This is a genomic window from Bradyrhizobium sp. GW821-FHT13H06 (assembly GCF_058803975.1).
Window position 1 is genome coordinate 161454 of record NZ_JBXAPN010000010.1, and the last position, 17141, is coordinate 178594.

General features: G+C 65.5%; 18 protein-coding genes. 8 read left to right on the forward strand and 10 right to left on the reverse strand.

Annotation, left to right across the window (positions count from 1 at the left end):
• The first annotated feature begins 244 nt into the window (after positions 1–244).
• Positions 245–577, forward strand: a complete 333-nt coding sequence (clpS, locus tag AC1RQP_RS32495; RefSeq protein WP_024341051.1) for an ATP-dependent Clp protease adapter ClpS — start codon at positions 245–247, stop codon at positions 575–577.
• A 290-nt stretch (positions 578–867) separates the two neighbouring features.
• Positions 868–3276, forward strand: coding sequence for an ATP-dependent Clp protease ATP-binding subunit ClpA (gene clpA, locus AC1RQP_RS32500; RefSeq protein ID WP_492941055.1), 2409 nt, complete (start codon positions 868–870; stop codon positions 3274–3276).
• A 91-nt stretch (positions 3277–3367) separates the two neighbouring features.
• On the opposite strand, the gene AC1RQP_RS32505 is transcribed toward clpA, so the two are convergent.
• The 5 genes from AC1RQP_RS32505 to AC1RQP_RS32525 all read right to left on the reverse strand — a co-directional run bounded on the left by AC1RQP_RS32505 (position 3368) and on the right by AC1RQP_RS32525 (position 8191).
• Positions 3368–3820: a peptidase associated/transthyretin-like domain-containing protein gene (locus AC1RQP_RS32505; RefSeq protein WP_492941057.1), complete on the reverse strand. Its 453-nt coding sequence runs from the start codon at positions 3818–3820 to the stop codon at positions 3368–3370.
• A 126-nt stretch (positions 3821–3946) separates the two neighbouring features.
• Positions 3947–5368 carry an MFS transporter gene (locus tag AC1RQP_RS32510; protein ID WP_492941059.1) on the reverse strand — a complete coding sequence of 474 codons (1422 nt, stop codon included), beginning with the start codon at positions 5366–5368 and terminating at the stop codon, positions 3947–3949.
• An 84-nt stretch (positions 5369–5452) separates the two neighbouring features.
• A complete protein-coding gene (locus tag AC1RQP_RS32515) occupies positions 5453–5797 on the reverse strand; it encodes a c-type cytochrome (RefSeq protein ID WP_239624046.1) in 345 nt (114 codons plus the stop codon).
• A gap of 115 nt (positions 5798–5912) precedes the next feature.
• Positions 5913–6938: an aldo/keto reductase gene (locus tag AC1RQP_RS32520; protein WP_492941061.1), complete on the reverse strand. Its 1026-nt coding sequence runs from the start codon at positions 6936–6938 to the stop codon at positions 5913–5915.
• Positions 6939–7234: 296 nt separating this feature from the next.
• The gene (locus AC1RQP_RS32525; RefSeq protein WP_492941063.1) at positions 7235–8191 is read right to left on the reverse strand and encodes an AraC-like ligand-binding domain-containing protein; all 957 of its coding nucleotides are present in this window, start codon (positions 8189–8191) and stop codon (positions 7235–7237) included.
• A gap of 190 nt (positions 8192–8381) precedes the next feature.
• Here AC1RQP_RS32525 and AC1RQP_RS32530 point away from each other — a divergent pair, with 190 nt between their 5' ends.
• Positions 8382–9398 (forward strand): carbon-nitrogen hydrolase family protein, encoded by a 1017-nt coding sequence (locus tag AC1RQP_RS32530; RefSeq protein ID WP_492941065.1) that lies wholly within the window; start codon positions 8382–8384, stop codon positions 9396–9398.
• Between the two features lie 27 nt (positions 9399–9425).
• Here the strand turns inward: AC1RQP_RS32530 and AC1RQP_RS32535 are convergent, their stop codons facing one another.
• Positions 9426–10064 carry an HAD family hydrolase gene (locus AC1RQP_RS32535; protein WP_492941067.1) on the reverse strand — a complete coding sequence of 213 codons (639 nt, stop codon included), beginning with the start codon at positions 10062–10064 and terminating at the stop codon, positions 9426–9428.
• 88 nt (positions 10065–10152) lie between these two features.
• Here AC1RQP_RS32535 and AC1RQP_RS32540 point away from each other — a divergent pair, with 88 nt between their 5' ends.
• The 4 genes from AC1RQP_RS32540 (at position 10153) to tsaA (ending at position 12846) form a co-directional block, all read left to right on the forward strand.
• Positions 10153–11106, forward strand: a complete 954-nt coding sequence (locus AC1RQP_RS32540; RefSeq protein ID WP_492941069.1) for a transglycosylase SLT domain-containing protein — start codon at positions 10153–10155, stop codon at positions 11104–11106.
• 130 nt (positions 11107–11236) lie between these two features.
• Positions 11237–11977, forward strand: coding sequence for an AzlC family ABC transporter permease (locus AC1RQP_RS32545; protein WP_492941071.1), 741 nt, complete (start codon positions 11237–11239; stop codon positions 11975–11977).
• Positions 11974–12324, forward strand: coding sequence for an AzlD domain-containing protein (locus tag AC1RQP_RS32550; RefSeq protein ID WP_061877280.1), 351 nt, complete (start codon positions 11974–11976; stop codon positions 12322–12324). The genes AC1RQP_RS32545 and AC1RQP_RS32550 overlap by 4 nt, the downstream gene beginning before the upstream one ends.
• A gap of 30 nt (positions 12325–12354) precedes the next feature.
• Positions 12355–12846, forward strand: a complete 492-nt coding sequence (gene tsaA, locus AC1RQP_RS32555) for a tRNA (N6-threonylcarbamoyladenosine(37)-N6)-methyltransferase TrmO (protein WP_131867964.1) — start codon at positions 12355–12357, stop codon at positions 12844–12846.
• A 120-nt stretch (positions 12847–12966) separates the two neighbouring features.
• On the opposite strand, the gene AC1RQP_RS32560 is transcribed toward tsaA, so the two are convergent.
• The 4 genes from AC1RQP_RS32560 to AC1RQP_RS32575 all read right to left on the reverse strand — a co-directional run bounded on the left by AC1RQP_RS32560 (position 12967) and on the right by AC1RQP_RS32575 (position 16060).
• Positions 12967–13395, reverse strand: coding sequence for an HIT family protein (locus AC1RQP_RS32560; protein WP_239624035.1), 429 nt, complete (start codon positions 13393–13395; stop codon positions 12967–12969).
• A 60-nt stretch (positions 13396–13455) separates the two neighbouring features.
• Complete coding sequence (locus AC1RQP_RS32565) at positions 13456–14712, reverse strand: GNAT family N-acetyltransferase (protein WP_492941074.1); 1257 nt, start codon at positions 14710–14712, stop codon at positions 13456–13458.
• A gap of 128 nt (positions 14713–14840) precedes the next feature.
• Positions 14841–15587 carry a glycerophosphodiester phosphodiesterase gene (locus tag AC1RQP_RS32570; RefSeq protein WP_492941076.1) on the reverse strand — a complete coding sequence of 249 codons (747 nt, stop codon included), beginning with the start codon at positions 15585–15587 and terminating at the stop codon, positions 14841–14843.
• Positions 15588–15592: 5 nt separating this feature from the next.
• Positions 15593–16060 carry a RidA family protein gene (locus AC1RQP_RS32575; RefSeq protein ID WP_061021329.1) on the reverse strand — a complete coding sequence of 156 codons (468 nt, stop codon included), beginning with the start codon at positions 16058–16060 and terminating at the stop codon, positions 15593–15595.
• A 222-nt stretch (positions 16061–16282) separates the two neighbouring features.
• Here AC1RQP_RS32575 and AC1RQP_RS32580 point away from each other — a divergent pair, with 222 nt between their 5' ends.
• Positions 16283–17128 (forward strand): cell envelope integrity EipB family protein, encoded by an 846-nt coding sequence (locus AC1RQP_RS32580; RefSeq protein ID WP_492941078.1) that lies wholly within the window; start codon positions 16283–16285, stop codon positions 17126–17128.
• Positions 17129–17141 lie beyond the last annotated feature (13 nt).

A 17141-nucleotide genomic window follows, 5' to 3' on the forward strand; every position in this document is an offset into this window, starting at 1 on the left:
GCCCGATCTCCGCATGCTTGCGGCCAGCCGTGGGCAGGCCCATATTGCTGGCGAACGGTCCGGCTCGAGCCGGATGTGTCGGGAGCGGCGATCCAACAAGGCGGCGCGCCTGCGCCAGGCTCCGAAGGGCGGAGTCGCGCGGTGACCGCCATGCGCTTCCGTGGGGAATTTGAACGCCTGTGCCATGCCGCAATTGACTTCCAGTATCAACCTGTCCGCGCCAGCCGCCGCCGACGCTCCTCGCATGAGCAATGACGAGAACCGTTCGGGCAACCCCTCGGGTCCGAACACTTCGGTCATCACCAAGGTCAAGCCCAAGACCAAGCGGCCGAACCTTTATCGCGTGCTGATCCTGAACGACGACTACACGCCGATGGAGTTCGTCGTCCACGTGCTGGAGAAGTTCTTCAACAAGGACGTCGAAGCGGCGACCAAGATCATGCTGCACGTCCATCATCACGGCATCGGCGAGTGCGGCGTGTTCACCTATGAGATCGCCGAGACCAAGGTGACGCAGGTGATGGACTTTGCCCGCAAGCACCAGCATCCGCTGCAATGCGTGATGGAAAAGAAGTAAGACGCCTTGCGGCGCGTTTGAAGCCGGCCCTTGTGCAAGTCGCGGCGTGATTGTTGCAGTCACGGCTGCGCGCGAATCCCGTTGCAGGCCGGCAAAACTACGGAATTCCGCGCCGGCGCCGATCCCGCCCAAATCGGAACGGGTTTTGCATTGAAATTACCGCAGGTGTGTCGCCGCCGAGTCGCGGAACCGGTCTTTCGCCGCGGTCTTGTATAACTATATGTGACAAAGGTTGTTGTTGCCTGACCGGGCGAGGACGATCATGATGGTGGGGGCCATAGAGGACGCGAATGCCGACTTTTTCCCAAAGCCTTGAACAATCCCTGCATCGTGCGCTGGCGATCGCAAACGAGCGTCATCACCAATACGCGACGCTCGAGCATCTTTTGCTCTCACTGATCGACGACTCCGATGCAGCCGCGGTCATGCGCGCCTGTAGCGTCGATCTCGACAAGCTCCGCACGAGCCTCGTCAACTACCTTGAGACCGAATTCGAGAACTTGGTGACGGATGGCGCCGACGACGCCAAGCCGACCGCCGGTTTCCAGCGCGTGATCCAGCGCGCGGTGATCCACGTTCAATCCTCCGGTCGCGAAGAGGTGACCGGCGCCAACGTGCTGATCGCGATCTTTGCCGAGCGCGAGAGTCATGCCGCGTATTTCCTGCAGGAGCAGGACATGACGCGTTATGACGCGGTCAACTACATCAGCCACGGCATTGCCAAGCGGCCGGGCGTATCCGAGGCGCGGCCCGTGCGCGGCGTCGACGAGGAGACCGAGACCAAGGGCAACGAGGACGCCAAGAAGAAGGGCGAAGCGCTCGAGACCTATTGCGTCAACCTCAACAAGAAGGCGCGGGACGGCAAGATCGATCCGGTGATCGGACGCAATTCCGAGATCAACCGTGCGATCCAGGTGCTGTGCCGGCGGCAGAAGAACAACCCGTTGTTCGTGGGCGAAGCCGGCGTCGGCAAGACCGCGATCGCGGAGGGCCTTGCCAAGCGCATCGTCGACAGCGAGGTGCCGGAGGTGTTGGCGGCCGCGACCGTGTTCTCGCTGGACATGGGCACGCTGCTCGCCGGCACGCGCTATCGCGGCGACTTCGAGGAGCGCCTCAAGCAGGTGCTGAAGGAGCTCGAGGCGCATCCCAACGCCATCCTGTTCATCGACGAGATCCACACCGTCATCGGTGCGGGCGCCACGTCGGGCGGGGCGATGGATGCTTCGAACCTGCTCAAGCCGGCGCTGGCGTCGGGCACCATCCGCTGCATGGGCTCGACTACGTACAAGGAATATCGCCAGCACTTCGAGAAGGACCGCGCGCTGGTGCGGCGCTTCCAGAAGATCGACATCAACGAGCCGACCGTCGAGGACGCGATCGCGATCCTGAAGGGGCTCAAGCCGTATTTCGAGGACTACCACCGGCTGAAGTACACCAACGAGGCGATCGAGGCCGCCGTTCAGCTCTCCTCGCGCTACATCCACGACCGCAAGCTGCCGGACAAGGCGATCGACGTGATCGACGAGTCGGGTGCGGCACAGATGCTGGTGGCCGAGAACAAGCGCAAGAAGACCATCGGCATCAAGGAGATCGAGACCACGATCGCCTCGATGGCACGAATCCCGCCGAAGAGCGTGTCGAAGGACGACGCCGAGGTGCTCAAGCATCTCGAGACGACGCTCAAGCGTACCGTGTTCGGCCAGGACAAGGCGATCGAGTCGCTCGCGGCATCGATCAAGCTGGCGCGTGCCGGCCTGCGCGAGCCGGAGAAGCCGATCGGCTGCTATCTGTTCTCGGGCCCGACCGGCGTCGGCAAGACCGAGGTCGCAAAGCAGCTCGCGGCAAGCCTCGGCGTCGAGCTGCTGCGCTTCGACATGTCCGAATACATGGAGCGGCACACCGTGTCGCGCCTGATCGGCGCGCCTCCCGGCTATGTCGGATTCGACCAGGGCGGCCTCCTGACCGACGGCGTCGACCAGCATCCGCATTGCGTGGTGCTGCTCGACGAGATCGAGAAGGCGCATCCCGATCTGTACAACGTGCTGCTCCAGATCATGGACCACGGCCGGCTCACCGATCACAATGGCAAGCAGGTCAACTTCCGCAACGTGATCCTGATCATGACCACGAACGCGGGTGCGTCCGATCTCGCCAAGCAGGCGTTCGGCTTCACGCGCTCGAAGCGGGAAGGGGACGACCACGAGGCGATCAACCGGCAGTTCGCGCCGGAATTCCGCAACCGTCTCGATGCCATCGTCTCGTTCGGCCATCTCAGTGTCGAGGTGATCGGCACCGTGGTCGAGAAGTTCGTGCTTCAGCTCGAAGCGCAGCTCGGCGACCGCGACGTCACGATCGAACTGTCCGAGCCCGCCAAGGCCTGGCTGGTCCAGCATGGTTACGACGAGCAGATGGGCGCACGTCCCATGGCCCGCGTGATTCAGGAGCACATCAAGAAGCCGCTGGCCGACGAGGTGCTGTTCGGCAAGCTGAAGGGCGGAGGTCACGTCCGCGTCGTCCTGGTGAAGGACGAGGCCGACGAGACCAAGGAGAAGATCGGGTTCGAGTTCGTCGAAGGCCCGGTCACGCCGAAGCAGGAGAAGCTCCCGGGTGCTCGCAAGCGCCCGCCGGGCAAGTCCAAGCCCGGCGGTCCCGGCGGCTCGAAGGGGCCGACCTCCAAGGGCCCGCTGGTCAAGGCTTGATCTGCACGCGATGAAATCGAAAAGGCCGGCTGCAAAGCCGGCCTTTTTGCTTGTGTGCCGAGTATGAACGAGAGCTTGCTTGCGGGCGGCCCTACGTTCCGGCCTCTCGGGCCGCCGCCGGCCGTGGCTTTTTCGGAACGGTCGGCCGCGCGCGGGCAGGCACCGAGGGCTGCATCGTCACGATGACCGGGTTCGGCTTGTGATCGGTCGCAGCGCCGGTCGCGGCATCGACACCCATGCCGATGAGGCCGCCGGCCAGGAGATTGCCGGCGAAACCGGCGGCGCCGGTGCCTGATACTTCCTTTGTGAGCTGCACCGTCTGGGATTCATAACCTTCCTTCTGAAAGGTGATGGTGATGTCGGCGCTGCGCTTGGCAACGATCGCGCATGGCGTTGTGCAGGTTGTGGGCACTTCGAGCCCTGTGACCTCGGCTTCGACGCCAGACGGTGTTGATGAAATGCTGATATTCTCGGTCGTGCCGCGCGTGACGGACGCGCAGCCGCCCAGCATGACGCTGAGCGCCACAATTCCAAATAAACGCATGAAATGCCCCTTGTCCCGCCGTCACTGGAGCGCAACCGGAGCGCGAGGGCAATAGGTCATTGGTCCGGATAGTTACGTCACGCAGGAGTTGTGCACGAGATTGCGGTAGCCGAGACGTAGCGCCTGCTAGTCCCCGCGCAGGCGCTGATCGTCCTGGACGCGGACGTGCTCGGCGCCGCGCGCGCCCACGGGCGACAGCCGCAGCATGCTCAGCACCGCGCCGCAGAGGGCAAATCCGACGCCGGCGAGCAGCGCCAGCCTGGTGCCCTCAACCGGATACCGTCCGAGCAGCAGCGCCACCAGCGCTGCCCCCGTGGTCTGGCCGAGCAGGCGCGCCGTGCCCAGCATCCCGCTGGCGCCGCCGGCGCGCTCGCGCGGGGCGGCCGCGATCATGGTGCGGTTGTTGGGGGTCTGGAACAGGCCGAAGCCGGCACCGGCCAGCGCCATGCGCCAGATCACGTCGAACGGGGTCGGGCTTGCGGGCAGGAAGGCCAGTGCGGCGAGACCGCAGGCGAACAGCGTGAGCCCGACGCCGCCGAGCAGGCCGGCCGGATAATGTTCGACGAGGCGGCCGGCGAGGGGAGCCGCGAAGGCCACCGCGATCGGCCAGGGCGTGATCAAGAGGCCCATCTGCACCGCCGAATAGCCGAAGCGGCTCTGGAGATAGAAGGGGATCGCGACGAAGGCCAGCATCTGCCCGCAGAACGATGCGATCGAGGTCGCTATCGACAGCGCGAACACCGGAATGCGCAACAGATCGACCGGCAAGAGCGGCGAGCTCATGTGGGTTTCGCGATAGATCAGCAGCACGCCGGCGACGATGGCGATGGCGAATTGTGCGAGGCAGGTGATGGCGGCCTCGCCATGACCGACGCTGTCAACGGCGGCGATGCCGACACCGAACGTGATCGCGGACAGGCCCGCGCTCTGCCAGTCGAAGGAACGGCTCGCTGGCCTGGTGTGCGGCAGGCTGCGCAGGCCGATCAGCAATGTCACCGCACCGAGGGGCACGTTGATGGCGAACAGCCACGGCCAGCTTCCGACGGCCAGGATGCCGGCCGCGAGCGTCGGTCCGACCGCAGCCGAGAAGGCGACCACGAGCGCGTTGAGCCCGATGCCGCGGCCGAGCTGGCTGCGCGGATAGGTGAAGCGCACCAGCGCCGCGTTGACGCTCATGATGCCTGCCGCGCCAAAGCCCTGGAGGATGCGCGCGGCCGTCAGCAGCGGCAGCGTGTGCGCCAGCGCGCACAACGCGGAGGCCAGCGTGAACAGCACCAGTCCGACCAGATAGACGCGGCGATAGCCGACGATCTCGCCGAGCGAAGCCAGCGGCAACAGTGAGATCGTGATCGCGAGCTGGTAGCCGTTGACGATCCAGATCGAGAAGGCCGGGCTTGCATCGAGGTCGGCCGCGATCGTCGGCAGCGCGACGTTGGCGATGGCGCTGTCGACCACCGCCATGATGATGCCGAGCGCAATCGTCAGCACCGCCTGGTTGCGCTGTGGCTGCGGCAGGCCGTCGGCATGCTCGATGGTGGTCGATGACATCGTGAAGCGTGCTTGCTCGAGACGCGGTTGCTGGTCCGCAACCTGATCCGACCCGGGATGGTTCCAGCCAAAGCCTGGGCGGTTTCAGTCCTGTTTCGGCTTCCGTGGCTCCTGAATCGCCTTGAGGTAGCTTACCACGGCCTCGGCGTCGTCTCGGCCGAATCGAGCCGTGGGCATGGCGCGGTGGATGCTGCTGTAGCCGTCCTGGAGGCGCTGCATGAAATCGGGGTCGTAGAGTTTGTTCTCGCCGAGGTTCCGGAAGGGCGGTGCCAGTTCGTTCCGGCTCTTGCCCGTCCTGCCGACCGCGTGGCACTGCGCGCACATCCGTTGCAGCAATGCTTCGGCGCGGCGCTGTTCGAGATCCAGGGCTTGACTTGCCGTGCTCCACAGAACGCCAACGGCCAGCAGCGCTGGCGCGATCCTATTCATCGCTCATGTCCATCGTTCTCAGCGCAGGGCCTTCATGGCAAATCGGCGCGGCAGCCTCGCAAGTGCTGCAGCGTGTCACGGCCGACGCAGGCGGGCTTGATGCAGCTCAACTGTCCTACACCGCCGGGGGATTCCGCTCGGTGAAGGTCACGCGCTGGTGCCAATAGGGATAGGGCAGCGTCACCGTGCTCGCGGCATCGAGCTTTGCGACCTGGTCCTTGGTCAAGGACCAGCCGACCGCGCCGAGATTTTCACGCAGCTGACTCTCGTTGCGCGCGCCGATGATCAGCGTCGAAACAGTCGGACGCTGGAGCAGCCAGTTGAGCGCGATCTGCGAGACGCTCTTGCCCGTCTCCTTCGCGATTTCGTCGATGGCCTCGACGACACGGTAGACATGCTCGTCCGGAACGGGCGGTCCGAACTCGGCCGTCTTGGGCAGTCGGCTGACTTCCGGCTTCGGCTGGCCACGGCGGATTTTTCCGGTGAGGCGTCCCCATCCGAGCGGCGACCAGACCACGGCACCCAACCCCTGGTCGAGCCCGAGCGGCATCAACTCCCATTCGTAGTCGCGCCCGATCAGCGAATAGTAGGTCTGGTTGGCGACGTAGCGCGGAAAGCCGTGCTTGTCGGCGATGGCGAGCGATTTCATCAGGTGCCAGCCCGAGAAATTCGAGACGCCGACGTAGCGGATCTTGCCGGCGCGCACGAGCACGTCGAGTGTTGAGAGCACCTCTTCCGGCGGGGTGAAGGCGTCGAAGCCGTGCAGCTGGAACAGGTCGATGTAATCAGTGCCGAGCCGGCTCAACGAACCGTCGACGGCCGCGAGCAGATGCTGCCGCGACGAGCCGATATCGTTGGGGCCCTCGCCGAAGCGGAAGGTCGCCTTGGTCGAGATCAGAACCTTGTCGCGGCGGCCCTTGATCGCTTCGCCAAGCACCCGCTCGGACTCGCCGAGAGAATAGACATTCGCAGTGTCGAACATCGACACGCCGGCTTCGAGGCAGATGTCCAGAAGGCGCCGTGCTTCGGTCGCGTCGGTCGCGCCCCAAGCCGCAAGGCGGCCGACGCCGCCGAAGGTGCCGGTGCCAAGACTGAGAGCGGGCACCATGAGGCCTGAGCTGCCCAAGCGTCGGTATTCCATCGATGTGCTCCTCGGCTGGCCGCTGGTTGATCGATGCGGCCCGTCGGCCGATGGTAGTGCAAGCAGGCGCTGCGTCCTATCACGCGCTCACATACCGGCCTTGCTTGGGATAGGCGCATCTCGTCGAATACGGCCTCGCAACGCGCGCGCCGAACGTCGTCACCAAAGATTGAGCTTCGAGCCTCGTTGCGGGTGAGAGGGAGCACACGTGTTCGCATCACCCGCCTGCCGCGGCAGAAGCGTCAGGCTCCAGCCATCACGACCAGCACCAGATCGATCGCGGTCACACCCAGATCTCAATGCCGCAACTGGCTCTGCCGGAAGTCGCGCGGCGACATTCCGAAATGTTCGCGGAAGACGCGGCCGAAATGCGAGAGGTCGTTGAAGCCCCAGCCGAATGCGACCTCGCTGATGTGGCGATGGGCGAGCACAGGCGAAGCGAGGTCGCGCCGGCATCGGGCGAGGCGTTCAGCAAGAACATGGCGCTGGAAGGAGGTGTCCTCGTCGGCGAGAAGATCGTTGACGTAGCGCGGCGAGATGCCGAGCGCGCCGGCGGTCTCCGCGAGCGAGAGGTCGGGATCGGAGAGATGCGCGCGGATGTGCGCCTTCAACCGGTAGAGCAGGGCCGAGCGGTGGGTCGAGGACGGCAGCGATGTCCTGCCGAGCCGCTCGCTCAAAGCCATGGCGAGCAGATCGACCGCCTGCTCCGACAGCGCGGCGGCGGTGTCCGGGGCCAGCCCGTCCGCGCTCTGGCAAAGCCGGAAGATGAAATCATAGGCGAGCCGCTCGAGCGGCGCGTCGGCCCCGAACGACGTCGCAGTCAGCGTCTCGGTGCCGCCGAGCCGGCGCCGCAGCATCTCGCGCGGCACCTTGAAGATGGTCTGCGTGAAGGCGTCGTTGAACTTCAGCTCATACGGACGCGTGGTGTCATAGAGCGCGAACTCGCCGGGATGGATCACGGTTTCCCGGCCGTCCTGCACAACACCGCCGCTGCCGCGATTGCCGAGGGCAATGAGAACAAAATCCTGGTCCGAGCGCGCGATGCGAGAGGGCGTGCGGAACACGTGCTGGCGGTCGGAGCAGACTTCGGAGCATGCCGCCTTGCCGAGCGAAGCCTGCGTGACCGAGCCGCGAAAGGCGCTGCCGAGGTCGGACTTGCAGTCGAGGCCGACGAAGACGTCGCAGACGATGTCCTGCCAGAGGGCGAGCCGCCGATAGCCGGGGCTGCCGTCTGTCGTGAACTGGATGGTCATCTGGACAGCCTCCCTTTCACATCCCGCAAAATCGCCGGGGACCCGGCCTGCCGGAGGCAAATCCCGTACCGACCGACGGTCCCTACCCAGTCGAGTTTTTGTTCCGCCGTGGTCGAGCGCCCGGCCGCCCGGCTTGGCCAAATAGACTGCATCGGACGTGGTTTCCGATCAACCGGCAATGGAGGCGGGAATGGGCATCGAGCATCCGAAATACAAGGTCGCGGTGGTGCAGGCGGCGCCGGCCTGGCTTGACCTCGAGGCCTCGATCGACAAGTCGATCGCCCTGATCAGGGAGGCCGCGGAAAAGGGCGCCAAGCTGATCGCCTTTCCCGAGGCCTTCATCCCCGGTTACCCCTGGCATATCTGGATGGACTCGCCGGCCTGGGCCATCGGCCGCGGCTTCGTGCAGCGCTATTTCGACAATTCGCTGTCCTACGACAGCCCGCAGGCCGAGCGGCTGCGCGAGGCCGTGCGCAAGGCAAAGCTCACCGCCGTGATAGGCCTGTCCGAACGCGATGGCGGCAGCCTCTATCTGGCGCAATGGCTGATCGGACCCGACGGCGAGACCATCGCAAAGCGCCGCAAGCTGCGGCCGACCCATGCCGAGCGCACCGTCTATGGCGAGGGCGACGGCAGCGACCTTGCCGTGCATGCGCGGCCCGACATCGGCCGTCTCGGCGCACTGTGCTGCTGGGAGCATCTCCAGCCGCTGTCGAAATACGCGATGTATGCCCAGAACGAGCAGGTCCATGTCGCGGCCTGGCCGAGCTTCTCGCTCTACGATCCCTTCGCGCCGGCGCTGGGTGCCGAGGTCAACAACGCCGCCTCGCGTGTCTATGCGGTGGAGGGCTCCTGCTTCGTGCTGGCGCCTTGCGCGACGGTGTCGCAGGCCATGATCGACGAGCTCTGCGACCGGCCGGACAAGCATGCGCTGCTGCATGCTGGCGGCGGGTTTGCCGCGATCTACGCCCCCGACGGCAGTCAGATAGGCGAGAAGCTGGCGCCGGATCAGGAGGGATTGCTGATCGCCGAGATTGATCTTGGCGCCATCGGCGTTGCCAAGAACGCCGCTGACCCCGCCGGCCACTATTCGCGGCCCGATGTGACGCGGCTTCTGCTCAACAAGAAGCGGTACCAGCGCGTCGAGCAGTTCGCGCTGCCGGTCGACACCGTCGAGGCCACGGAGATCGCGGCGGCGGCAAGCTGAGCGTCGCTGGGCGAAGACGGGCTTACGTCAAGCCACACAATGTCCTAGCAGTTCGGGATGTGCGGCGCAGATGTGGTGCGCGCCGGCATCGCGCAGCTCGGCCTCGCTGCCATAGCCATAGAGCACGCCGATGGCGGTCATGCCGTTGGTCCTGGCTCCGACCACGTCATGGCTGCGGTCGCCGATCATGATCGCGTTGTTCGCGTCGACCCTGGCCTCGTCGAGCGCATAGCGGAGCAGGTCGCGCTTGTCGACGCGGGTGCCGTCGAGCTCGGAGCCGAACACGCGCTCGAAATACGGCTTCAGGCCGAAATGATCGACGATGCGGGTGGCGTAGACCGCAGGCTTGCTGGTCGCGACGAACATGCGCGGTGTTGTCGCAGCAAGCCTCTTGAGGGTGTCCATGATGCCGGCATAGGCTTCGTTCTCGAACAGGCCGATATCGCTGAAGCGCTCCCGATAGAGCAGCAGCGCGCGGTCGGCGAGTTCGTCGGTTCCGGTGAGCTTTTTCAAGCTGGCATGCAGCGGCGGCCCGATGCACCAGGTCAGCTCGTCCTCGCTCGGGACAGGCTGGTTGAGCCGCTCCAGCGCGTATTGGATGGATCGCGTGATTCCCGGCTTGGGATTGGTCAGCGTGCCGTCGAGATCAAAAAAGATTGTCACCATTCGGGCGCGACCTGCGTTGATACTGCCGCTTGTGCTAGTTGGCTGGGGTTCCAAGTCAAGGTCCGATTTGTCCGATAGCGTCAACGCCATGCGAATAGCTCGGGTCATCGCAGTCTTGTGCCACGCCTTCGTGCTGTCGCCGGTGCTCGCAGACGATACGCCGGCCCCCGTCGTGCCTTCCAATGCCGAGGAACCCGCGAAGCCTGCGGAGAAACCCGCAGACGCGCGCGAGAGCGACACGCGGGAGTCGATTTGCCTGATCGTGGAGGCGGCTGCGCGCGATGCCAATCTCCCGCTCGAATTCTTCGCCCGGGTGATCTGGCAGGAGAGCCGCTTCCAGGCCGATGCGGTCGGCCCCATGACGCGCAACGGCGAGCACGCACAAGGGATTGCGCAGTTCATGCCGGGCACTGCAAGCGAGCGCGGGCTGCTCAATCCATTCAATCCGGTGCAGGCATTGCCGAAGTCGGCCGAGTTCTTGAACGAGCTGCGCAACCAGTTCGGCAATCTCGGCCTCGCCGCGGCGGCCTACAATGCCGGTCCGCGGCGCGTGCAGGAATGGCTTGCCGGCACCGGCCCGATGCCGGAGCAAACCCGCAACTACGTCTTCGCCATCACCGGCACCAGCGTCGATGCCTGGGCCAAGGCAGGCAGCACCGGCAAGGGGCCGCCGAGTTCGCCGCCGACGAGCTGCCGTGATCTGATGGCGCTGCTCAAGCGCGCGCCGAACCCGTTCGTCGCCGAGCTCGAGCAGCATGTGGAGCTTGCCGCCGCAAAGATCTGGGGCGTGCAGCTCGCGGCCGGCTTCGACCGCAACAAGGCGCTGGCGATGTATTCCAGGGCGGTCACGAAACTGAGCGCCGTGGTCGGCGAGCGTGACCCGAGCCTGCTAAGCTCGGTGATGCGCAGCCGCGGCACGCGCGCCTTCTACCAGGTCCGTATCGGCGCGGATACCCGAGCCGAGGCCGATGATCTGTGCAACCGCATCCGCAAGGCAGGCGGCGCCTGCTTCGTGCTGAAGAACCGCGGTGTGAGCGGGTAGCTCCGCTCCGGTGCGGGTGTCGCGCCAGACGTCGCCCGCGCATGCCAGCCCCGCCGCGGGCTTCCTTGACGCGGATGCCCCCATTGCCCGTTATGCGGGCACGATTCCGTAAACCCCGACCGACACTCCCGTGGCGCTTCCTCCGCTCGATTCCCCTCAATGGCAAAGTCCGTGGCGCGCGTTTGCGTGGGGACTGCGCTCGATCACGCAGACGATCCTCACCATCGTGCTGTTCGTGACCTATCTCGGCATCGGCGCGCTTGCCCACGACACCCATTTCAGCCTGGTCTGGGCGCTCGCCTCGACGCTGTTCGTCTGGGCCGGTCCCGCGCAGATCATTCTCATCACGACGCTCGGCTCGGGCGCGACCATCATCCAGTCCGCGATCGCGGTGACGGTGAGCGCCATTCGGCTGTTTCCGATGGTCGTGTCCGTGCTGCCGCTGATGCGGACGCCGACGACGAAACGACGCGAGCTGGTCTTCGCCGCGCATCTGACGGCGGTGACGCTGTGGGTCGAGTGCCACCGCTTCCTGCCGCTTGTGCCGCGGGAGCGGCGCATCGCCTTCGTCCACGGGCTCGGCTGTGGCCTCGTTTCGGTGTGCCTCGTCGCCAACACCGTCGGCTATTTCCTCGCCGCCAATCTGACCCAGACGCTGGGAGCGGCGATCCTGCTGCTGACGCCGCTGTCCTTCCTGTTCTCGACCGCACGCAACAGCCGCGAGGTCGCCGACGTCGTCGCGCTGGCGCTCGGGATCGTGCTCTATCCGCTGGCCGCCAGGATGAACTCCGGCCTCGACATCCTCGTCAGCGGCGTGGCGGCCGGCACGATCGCCTATGGCGTGCATTGGTGGCAGGAGGTGCGCGCATGAGCTTTGCGCAGCTCATCGGCGACTGGCACGCGCTCGCCGTGCTGTTCGTCGCCGGCGTCGTTCCCAACCAGATCTGGCGCATGCTGGGCCTGTGGTTCGGCGGTGGCATCGACGAGGGCTCGGAGCTCCTGGTCTGGGTGCGGGCGGTCGCGACCGCGATCCTGGCCGGTGTCATCGCCCAGATCGTGGTGGAGCCGCCAGGGGCGCTTGCCACTGTACCTGACGTGCTGCGCTATGGCGCGGTCGGCGCCGGGCTCGTCGTCTTCCTGCTGACCCGCCGCTCGATCTTCGCCGGCGTGGTCACGGGCGAAGTCTTCATGCTGGCCGGCAAGTGGTGGTTGGGCTAAAACCGCCGGCGAACAGCAAGGAACTGAAATATGGTTCGCGAACAGGAGCTACGCGAGGGCGAGGTCGCCATCGAGCTGCCGCCGACGCAAGATGCCGGCCTCGTCTTCATCGGCCGTATCCGCACGCCCTGGACGTCGCGCCTGGAGACGCCGCGGCAGGGGCGTCAGGACGGCCCGATATGCCGGCTCGAGATCTTCGAGCCGTTCGTGCCGGCGATCAAGGGCGTCGATTTCTACAGCAATCTCGAAGTGCTCTACTGGCTCGACCAGTCGCGCCGCGACATCATCCTGCAAAGCCCGAAGAACAACGAGAAGACCCGCGGCACGTTCTCGCTGCGCTCGCCGGTTCGGCCCAACCCGATCGGCACGTCGATCGTGAAGCTGGTCGGCATCGAGGGCAATGCGATCCTGGTGCGTGGGCTCGATTGCCTCGACAACACACCGCTGATCGATCTCAAGCCCGACCGCTGCGAGTTCACGCCACTGGCCGCGCCGCAGAAGGGCGATTTCGAGATGGAGTAGTCACGCTCTCTCCGTCGTCATTGCGAGGAGCGAAGCGACGAAGCAATCCAGACTGCCTCCGCGGAGGTATTCTGGATTGCTTCGTCGCAAGGGCTCCTCGCAATGACGGAGTCTGTGGGGCTACCCCGCCTTCAACGCCGCGATCAGCTTGGCCGCGTGCTCTTCCAGCACCTTGGCGTCTTCCATGCGGCTCGCCGGCGGCAGCATGGCGACGCCGTCGTGGCGCGGCATGACGTGCATGTGCAGGTGAAACACCACCTGTCCACCGGCCGGCTCGTTGAATTGCTGCACGGTAATGCCGTCGGCCTCAAACGCCTTCATCGCGGCGGCCGCGATCTTGTGCGCGCCGCGGGCGACATGGGCGTAGTCGTCCGGCTTGATATCGAGAATGTTGCGGGCAGGGGCCTTCGGGATCACCAGGGTGTGACCGGGGACGCGCGGCATGATGTCGAGGAAGGCCAACACGTGTTCGTCCTCGTAGACCTTGTAGCAGGGCAGCTCGCCACGCAGAATCTTTGCGAAGATGTTGTTGGTGTCGTAGGCGGTCATGGTAGCTCCTCGGCGGCTCCTCGAGATTTTGCGCTTACTGTCACCAGCAGCGGCGAGGCGTCAAGGCGCCTCATCGGCGCCCTTGCGGAACGGGCCGAGCTCGGCGAGCTCCCGTCCGGCCTCCGCGACATAGGCGCGCTCGCGCTTGAGGTAATCGTCGATGGCGCGGCGCAGGCCCGGATCGGCGATGAAGTGGGCGGAGTAGGTGGTGCGCGGCAGGTAGCCGCGCGCGATCTTGTGTTCGCCCTGCGCGCCGGCCTCGACATGCTTCAGGCCGTGTCTGATCGCGAAGTCGATCGCCTGATAGTAGCAGACCTCGAAATGCAGGAACGGATGATGCTCGACCGCGCCCCAGTTGCGGCCGAACAGCGTGTCCGAGCCGATGAAGTTGATCGCGCCCGCGATCCAGCGGCCGTTGCGGCGGGCCATCACCAGCAGCACGTCCTCGCTCATGGTCTCGCCGATCAGTGAGAAGAACTCGCGCGTCAGGTAAGGCCGGCCCCATTTGCGCGAGCCGGTCTCCATGTAGAATTGGAAGAACGCATCCCAGGCATCCTCGGTGATGTCCTTGCCCGTGAGGCAGTGGATCGTGATCCCCGCGGCCAGTGCGTCGCGCCGCTCGCGCTTGATCGACTTGCGGTGGCGGGAGTTCAGCGTCGCCAGGAAATCGTCGAAGCTCGCAAACCCCTCGTTGTGCCAGTGGAACTGCTGGTCGGTGCGCTGGAGGAAGCCGTGCTCGGCGAGCAGCTTCCATTCGGCCTCGCGCGCGAAGGTGACGTGGACCGAGGACGCCTTGCTGACGCCGCACAGCGCCACCAGGCCGCTCGCCAGGGCGTCGGTGATCTGCGCACGGTCGACGCCTTCGCGGACCAGCAGCCGCGGCCCCGTTGCCGGCGTGAAGGGAACCGAGACCTGGAGCTTTGGATAGTAGCGCCCGCCGGCGCGCTCATAGGCATCCGCCCAGCCGCGGTCGAAGACGTATTCACCCTGGCTGTGCGATTTCAGATAGCAGGGCACGACGCCGACGACGCGGCCGTCGAGCTTGGCCACCAGATGCCGCGGACCCCAGCCGGTGCGGATGGTCGCTGAACCCGATTTCTCGGCGGCGGAAAGAAATGCGTGCGAGACGAACGGGTTATAGGCAGGACTTGAGAGGCCGAGGGAATCGCCTGGAAGGGTGGATGAGGTTCCCAGGGCATGCCCCTTGCAAGCCTTTTCGTTAAGAGCCTTGCCGGGATTGGCGCAGGCGTCCCAATCCTCGGGCGAGATTTCGCCAATGGATGGTACGGCCTCGAGCGTAATGTCGGATGATGCCATTGCGCCCAAGATCGTGCATTGCAGCAGCGACTTCAAGGGGTGGGAACTGAGCTCTCTCGTGCCCGGACGCATCGCAGCGCGCGCTTCCGGGCCACGAGAGCTGGCGCCGTGCAGCGGCGGCGTCCCCTCTACGGCACGAACCCCTCAAAGATCATCTGGTCCGCATATTGGCCGACCCGCGTCCGCTGCTCCGGGGTGCGGACGGTCCAGCCGAGCAGGGCGCAGCCGAAGACGTTGCGCGCGATCCAGGGAGCGGGAGCCGGGAGGTGATCAGTCTTGAAAGCGACGAAGTGGGGCTGGGTCCGGAAGCCGTGGCGAAGGTACAGCATGCTGTCGCGCTGCTGCTGCGTCAGGTTAGCCCAATACTCATCCTCATAGGTCCGTTGCGCGACGATGCCGCGCGGACGGGAGGGCAGCAATTCGCGCAGCGCCAGCACCTGGTCGGGATCGAATGACATGCCGACCGCGGGGCCGTCATAGGACGCCAGCACTTCGGCCATCCGCTTCACCAGCTTGCGGTCGCCGCCAAAATGACTCTTCACCTCGATCACCAGCGGCACGCGGCCGGCGACCATGGCGCAGAGGTCGCTGAGCGACATCATCCGCTCGTCGGTGTCCCTGAACCTGACCGCCTTCAGCTCCGCCGCGGTCTTCGAGATGACGTCCCCGGTGGCCTCGGTGAGACGGCCCAGCGCGTGATCGTGATGCACCATGGCCTCGCCGTCGGACGAGAGCTGGATATCGACCTCGATCGTGAAATTGCCCGCAATCGCAGCCTGCACCGCGCCCGGCATGTTCTCGACGATGCCGCGCGAAATGTCGTGCAGGCCGCGGTGGGCGACCGGCCGGGCTGTCAGCCAATCCGGAGCGCGCATGCGCCTCAGGCGACCTCGAACACGCCGTCGACCTCGACCGCCGCATCGGCGGGCAGCGAGGCGACCCCGACGGTGGTCCGGGCATGGCGGCCCTTGTCGCCGAAGGCGGCGACCATCAGGTCGGAGGCGCCGTTGAGCACCTTCGGCCCGTCGAGAAAGTCCGGCGCCGAGTTGATGAAGCCGCCGAGGCGGACCACCCGCACGACCTTGTCGAGATCGCCGAGCGCTGCCTTGACCTGGGCCAGCAGGTTCACCGCGCAGCCGCGTGCGGCCGCCGCCCCCTCTTCGATGGAGACACCAGCGCCGAGCTTGCCCTTGGCGATCAGCTTGCCGGCGGGGTCGAAGCAGACCTGGCCGGAGACGAACAGCAGGTTACCGGTGCGCACGAACGGGACGTAGTTGGCGACGGGGGTGGGGGCCTCATGCAGCTTGATGCCCTGTTCCGCCAGTTTCTGCTCGACCGTGCCCGCCATGTCCGACCTCGTTGTCCAAAATCATTGCCCCGGCGCGTCCGTTCGAAGGCCGGGCGCGCCCTGTTTCGCCCATCGTGCCGTCACATGCAAGCAACCGGAAGGGGGCGCATTTTGTTGTGGCAGGCCAACGCGAAGCGGCAACTTTACGTGAAACGGCCTCAGTTGCGACGCAATGGAACGGTCATTAAAATGTCGAATCTGCGCTTTCCTCAGGGAACAGACATGGTGCACCTTTTCCGGACTTCGCTCGGTGTGATGGCGCTCGCGGCGGCCGCTTTCGGCCCCGGCGGCGGGGCGCTGGCCGCCAACGGTCCGTTCCTCGCGCACCAGGCGCTGTATGACCTCAACCTCGTCAAATCGCGCTCCAATTCGGTCAACAGCGCCCGCGGCCGCATCCTCTACAATTTCACGGGGAACGCCTGCGAGGGCTATACCTCGGAATTCCGCCAGGTCTCCGAGCTCGACAGCGGCGAGGGCAAGGTCACGCTCAGCGATCTCCGCTCCAATTCCTGGGAGGACGCCGCCGGCAAGAGCTACCGCTTCAAGATCGAGACGCGCATGAACGAGGCGGATGCCGGCCGCGTCGACGGCTCGGCCGAGCGCGACGGCGACCACATCAACGTCAAGCTGAAGCTGCCGGCGCCGAAGAGCTTTACACTCGACGGCAAGATCGTGTTCCCGACCGAGCAGATCCAGCGCATCATCGCCGCCGCCAGGGAGGGCAAGTCGCTGCTCGAGCTCTCCGTCTATGACGGCTCCGACGACGGCCAGAAGGTCTACAACACGCTGACCGTGATCGGCCAGCCGATCCCCGCCGACCGTGCCACCTCGGGCGATGCGTCGACCTCGGACGAGCACATGAAGTCGCTGAAGCGCTGGCCCGTCACCGTCAGCTATTTCGATCGCGACGCCCAGCAGAAAGAGGGCGAGCAGACGCCGGTCTATGCGATGTCGTTCGAGCTCTACGAGAACGGCGTCTCGCGCCAGCTTATGCTCGATTACAACGATTTTGTGATCTCGGGTTCGATGGGCAAGTTCGACGTGAAGGACAGCAAGCCCTGTAATTGAGGGTTCGTTGCAT

Excerpts from the sequence above, each read along its gene's own strand:
- AC1RQP_RS32515 (WP_239624046.1), bottom strand. The coding sequence starts at position 5,797 with ATGAATAGGATCGCGCCAGCGCTGCTGGCCGTTGGCGTTCTGTGGAGC.
- AC1RQP_RS32535 (WP_492941067.1), bottom strand. The coding sequence starts at position 10,064 with ATGGTGACAATCTTTTTTGATCTCGACGGCACGCTGACCAATCCCAAG.
- AC1RQP_RS32525 (WP_492941063.1), bottom strand. The coding sequence starts at position 8,191 with ATGACCATCCAGTTCACGACAGACGGCAGCCCCGGCTATCGGCGGCTC.
- AC1RQP_RS32530 (WP_492941065.1), top strand. The coding sequence starts at position 8,382 with ATGGGCATCGAGCATCCGAAATACAAGGTCGCGGTGGTGCAGGCGGCG.
- AC1RQP_RS32570 (WP_492941076.1), bottom strand. The coding sequence starts at position 15,587 with ATGCGCGCTCCGGATTGGCTGACAGCCCGGCCGGTCGCCCACCGCGGC.
- AC1RQP_RS32510 (WP_492941059.1), bottom strand. The coding sequence starts at position 5,368 with ATGTCATCGACCACCATCGAGCATGCCGACGGCCTGCCGCAGCCACAG.
- AC1RQP_RS32580 (WP_492941078.1), top strand. The coding sequence starts at position 16,283 with ATGGTGCACCTTTTCCGGACTTCGCTCGGTGTGATGGCGCTCGCGGCG.
- AC1RQP_RS32560 (WP_239624035.1), bottom strand. The coding sequence starts at position 13,395 with ATGACCGCCTACGACACCAACAACATCTTCGCAAAGATTCTGCGTGGC.
- AC1RQP_RS32505 (WP_492941057.1), bottom strand. The coding sequence starts at position 3,820 with ATGCGTTTATTTGGAATTGTGGCGCTCAGCGTCATGCTGGGCGGCTGC.
- AC1RQP_RS32520 (WP_492941061.1), bottom strand. The coding sequence starts at position 6,938 with ATGGAATACCGACGCTTGGGCAGCTCAGGCCTCATGGTGCCCGCTCTC.
- AC1RQP_RS32565 (WP_492941074.1), bottom strand. The coding sequence starts at position 14,712 with ATGGCATCATCCGACATTACGCTCGAGGCCGTACCATCCATTGGCGAA.
- AC1RQP_RS32575 (WP_061021329.1), bottom strand. The coding sequence starts at position 16,060 with ATGGCGGGCACGGTCGAGCAGAAACTGGCGGAACAGGGCATCAAGCTG.
- AC1RQP_RS32550 (WP_061877280.1), top strand. The coding sequence starts at position 11,974 with ATGAGCTTTGCGCAGCTCATCGGCGACTGGCACGCGCTCGCCGTGCTG.
- clpA (WP_492941055.1), top strand. The coding sequence starts at position 868 with ATGCCGACTTTTTCCCAAAGCCTTGAACAATCCCTGCATCGTGCGCTG.
- tsaA (WP_131867964.1), top strand. The coding sequence starts at position 12,355 with ATGGTTCGCGAACAGGAGCTACGCGAGGGCGAGGTCGCCATCGAGCTG.
- clpS (WP_024341051.1), top strand. The coding sequence starts at position 245 with ATGAGCAATGACGAGAACCGTTCGGGCAACCCCTCGGGTCCGAACACT.
- AC1RQP_RS32540 (WP_492941069.1), top strand. The coding sequence starts at position 10,153 with ATGCGAATAGCTCGGGTCATCGCAGTCTTGTGCCACGCCTTCGTGCTG.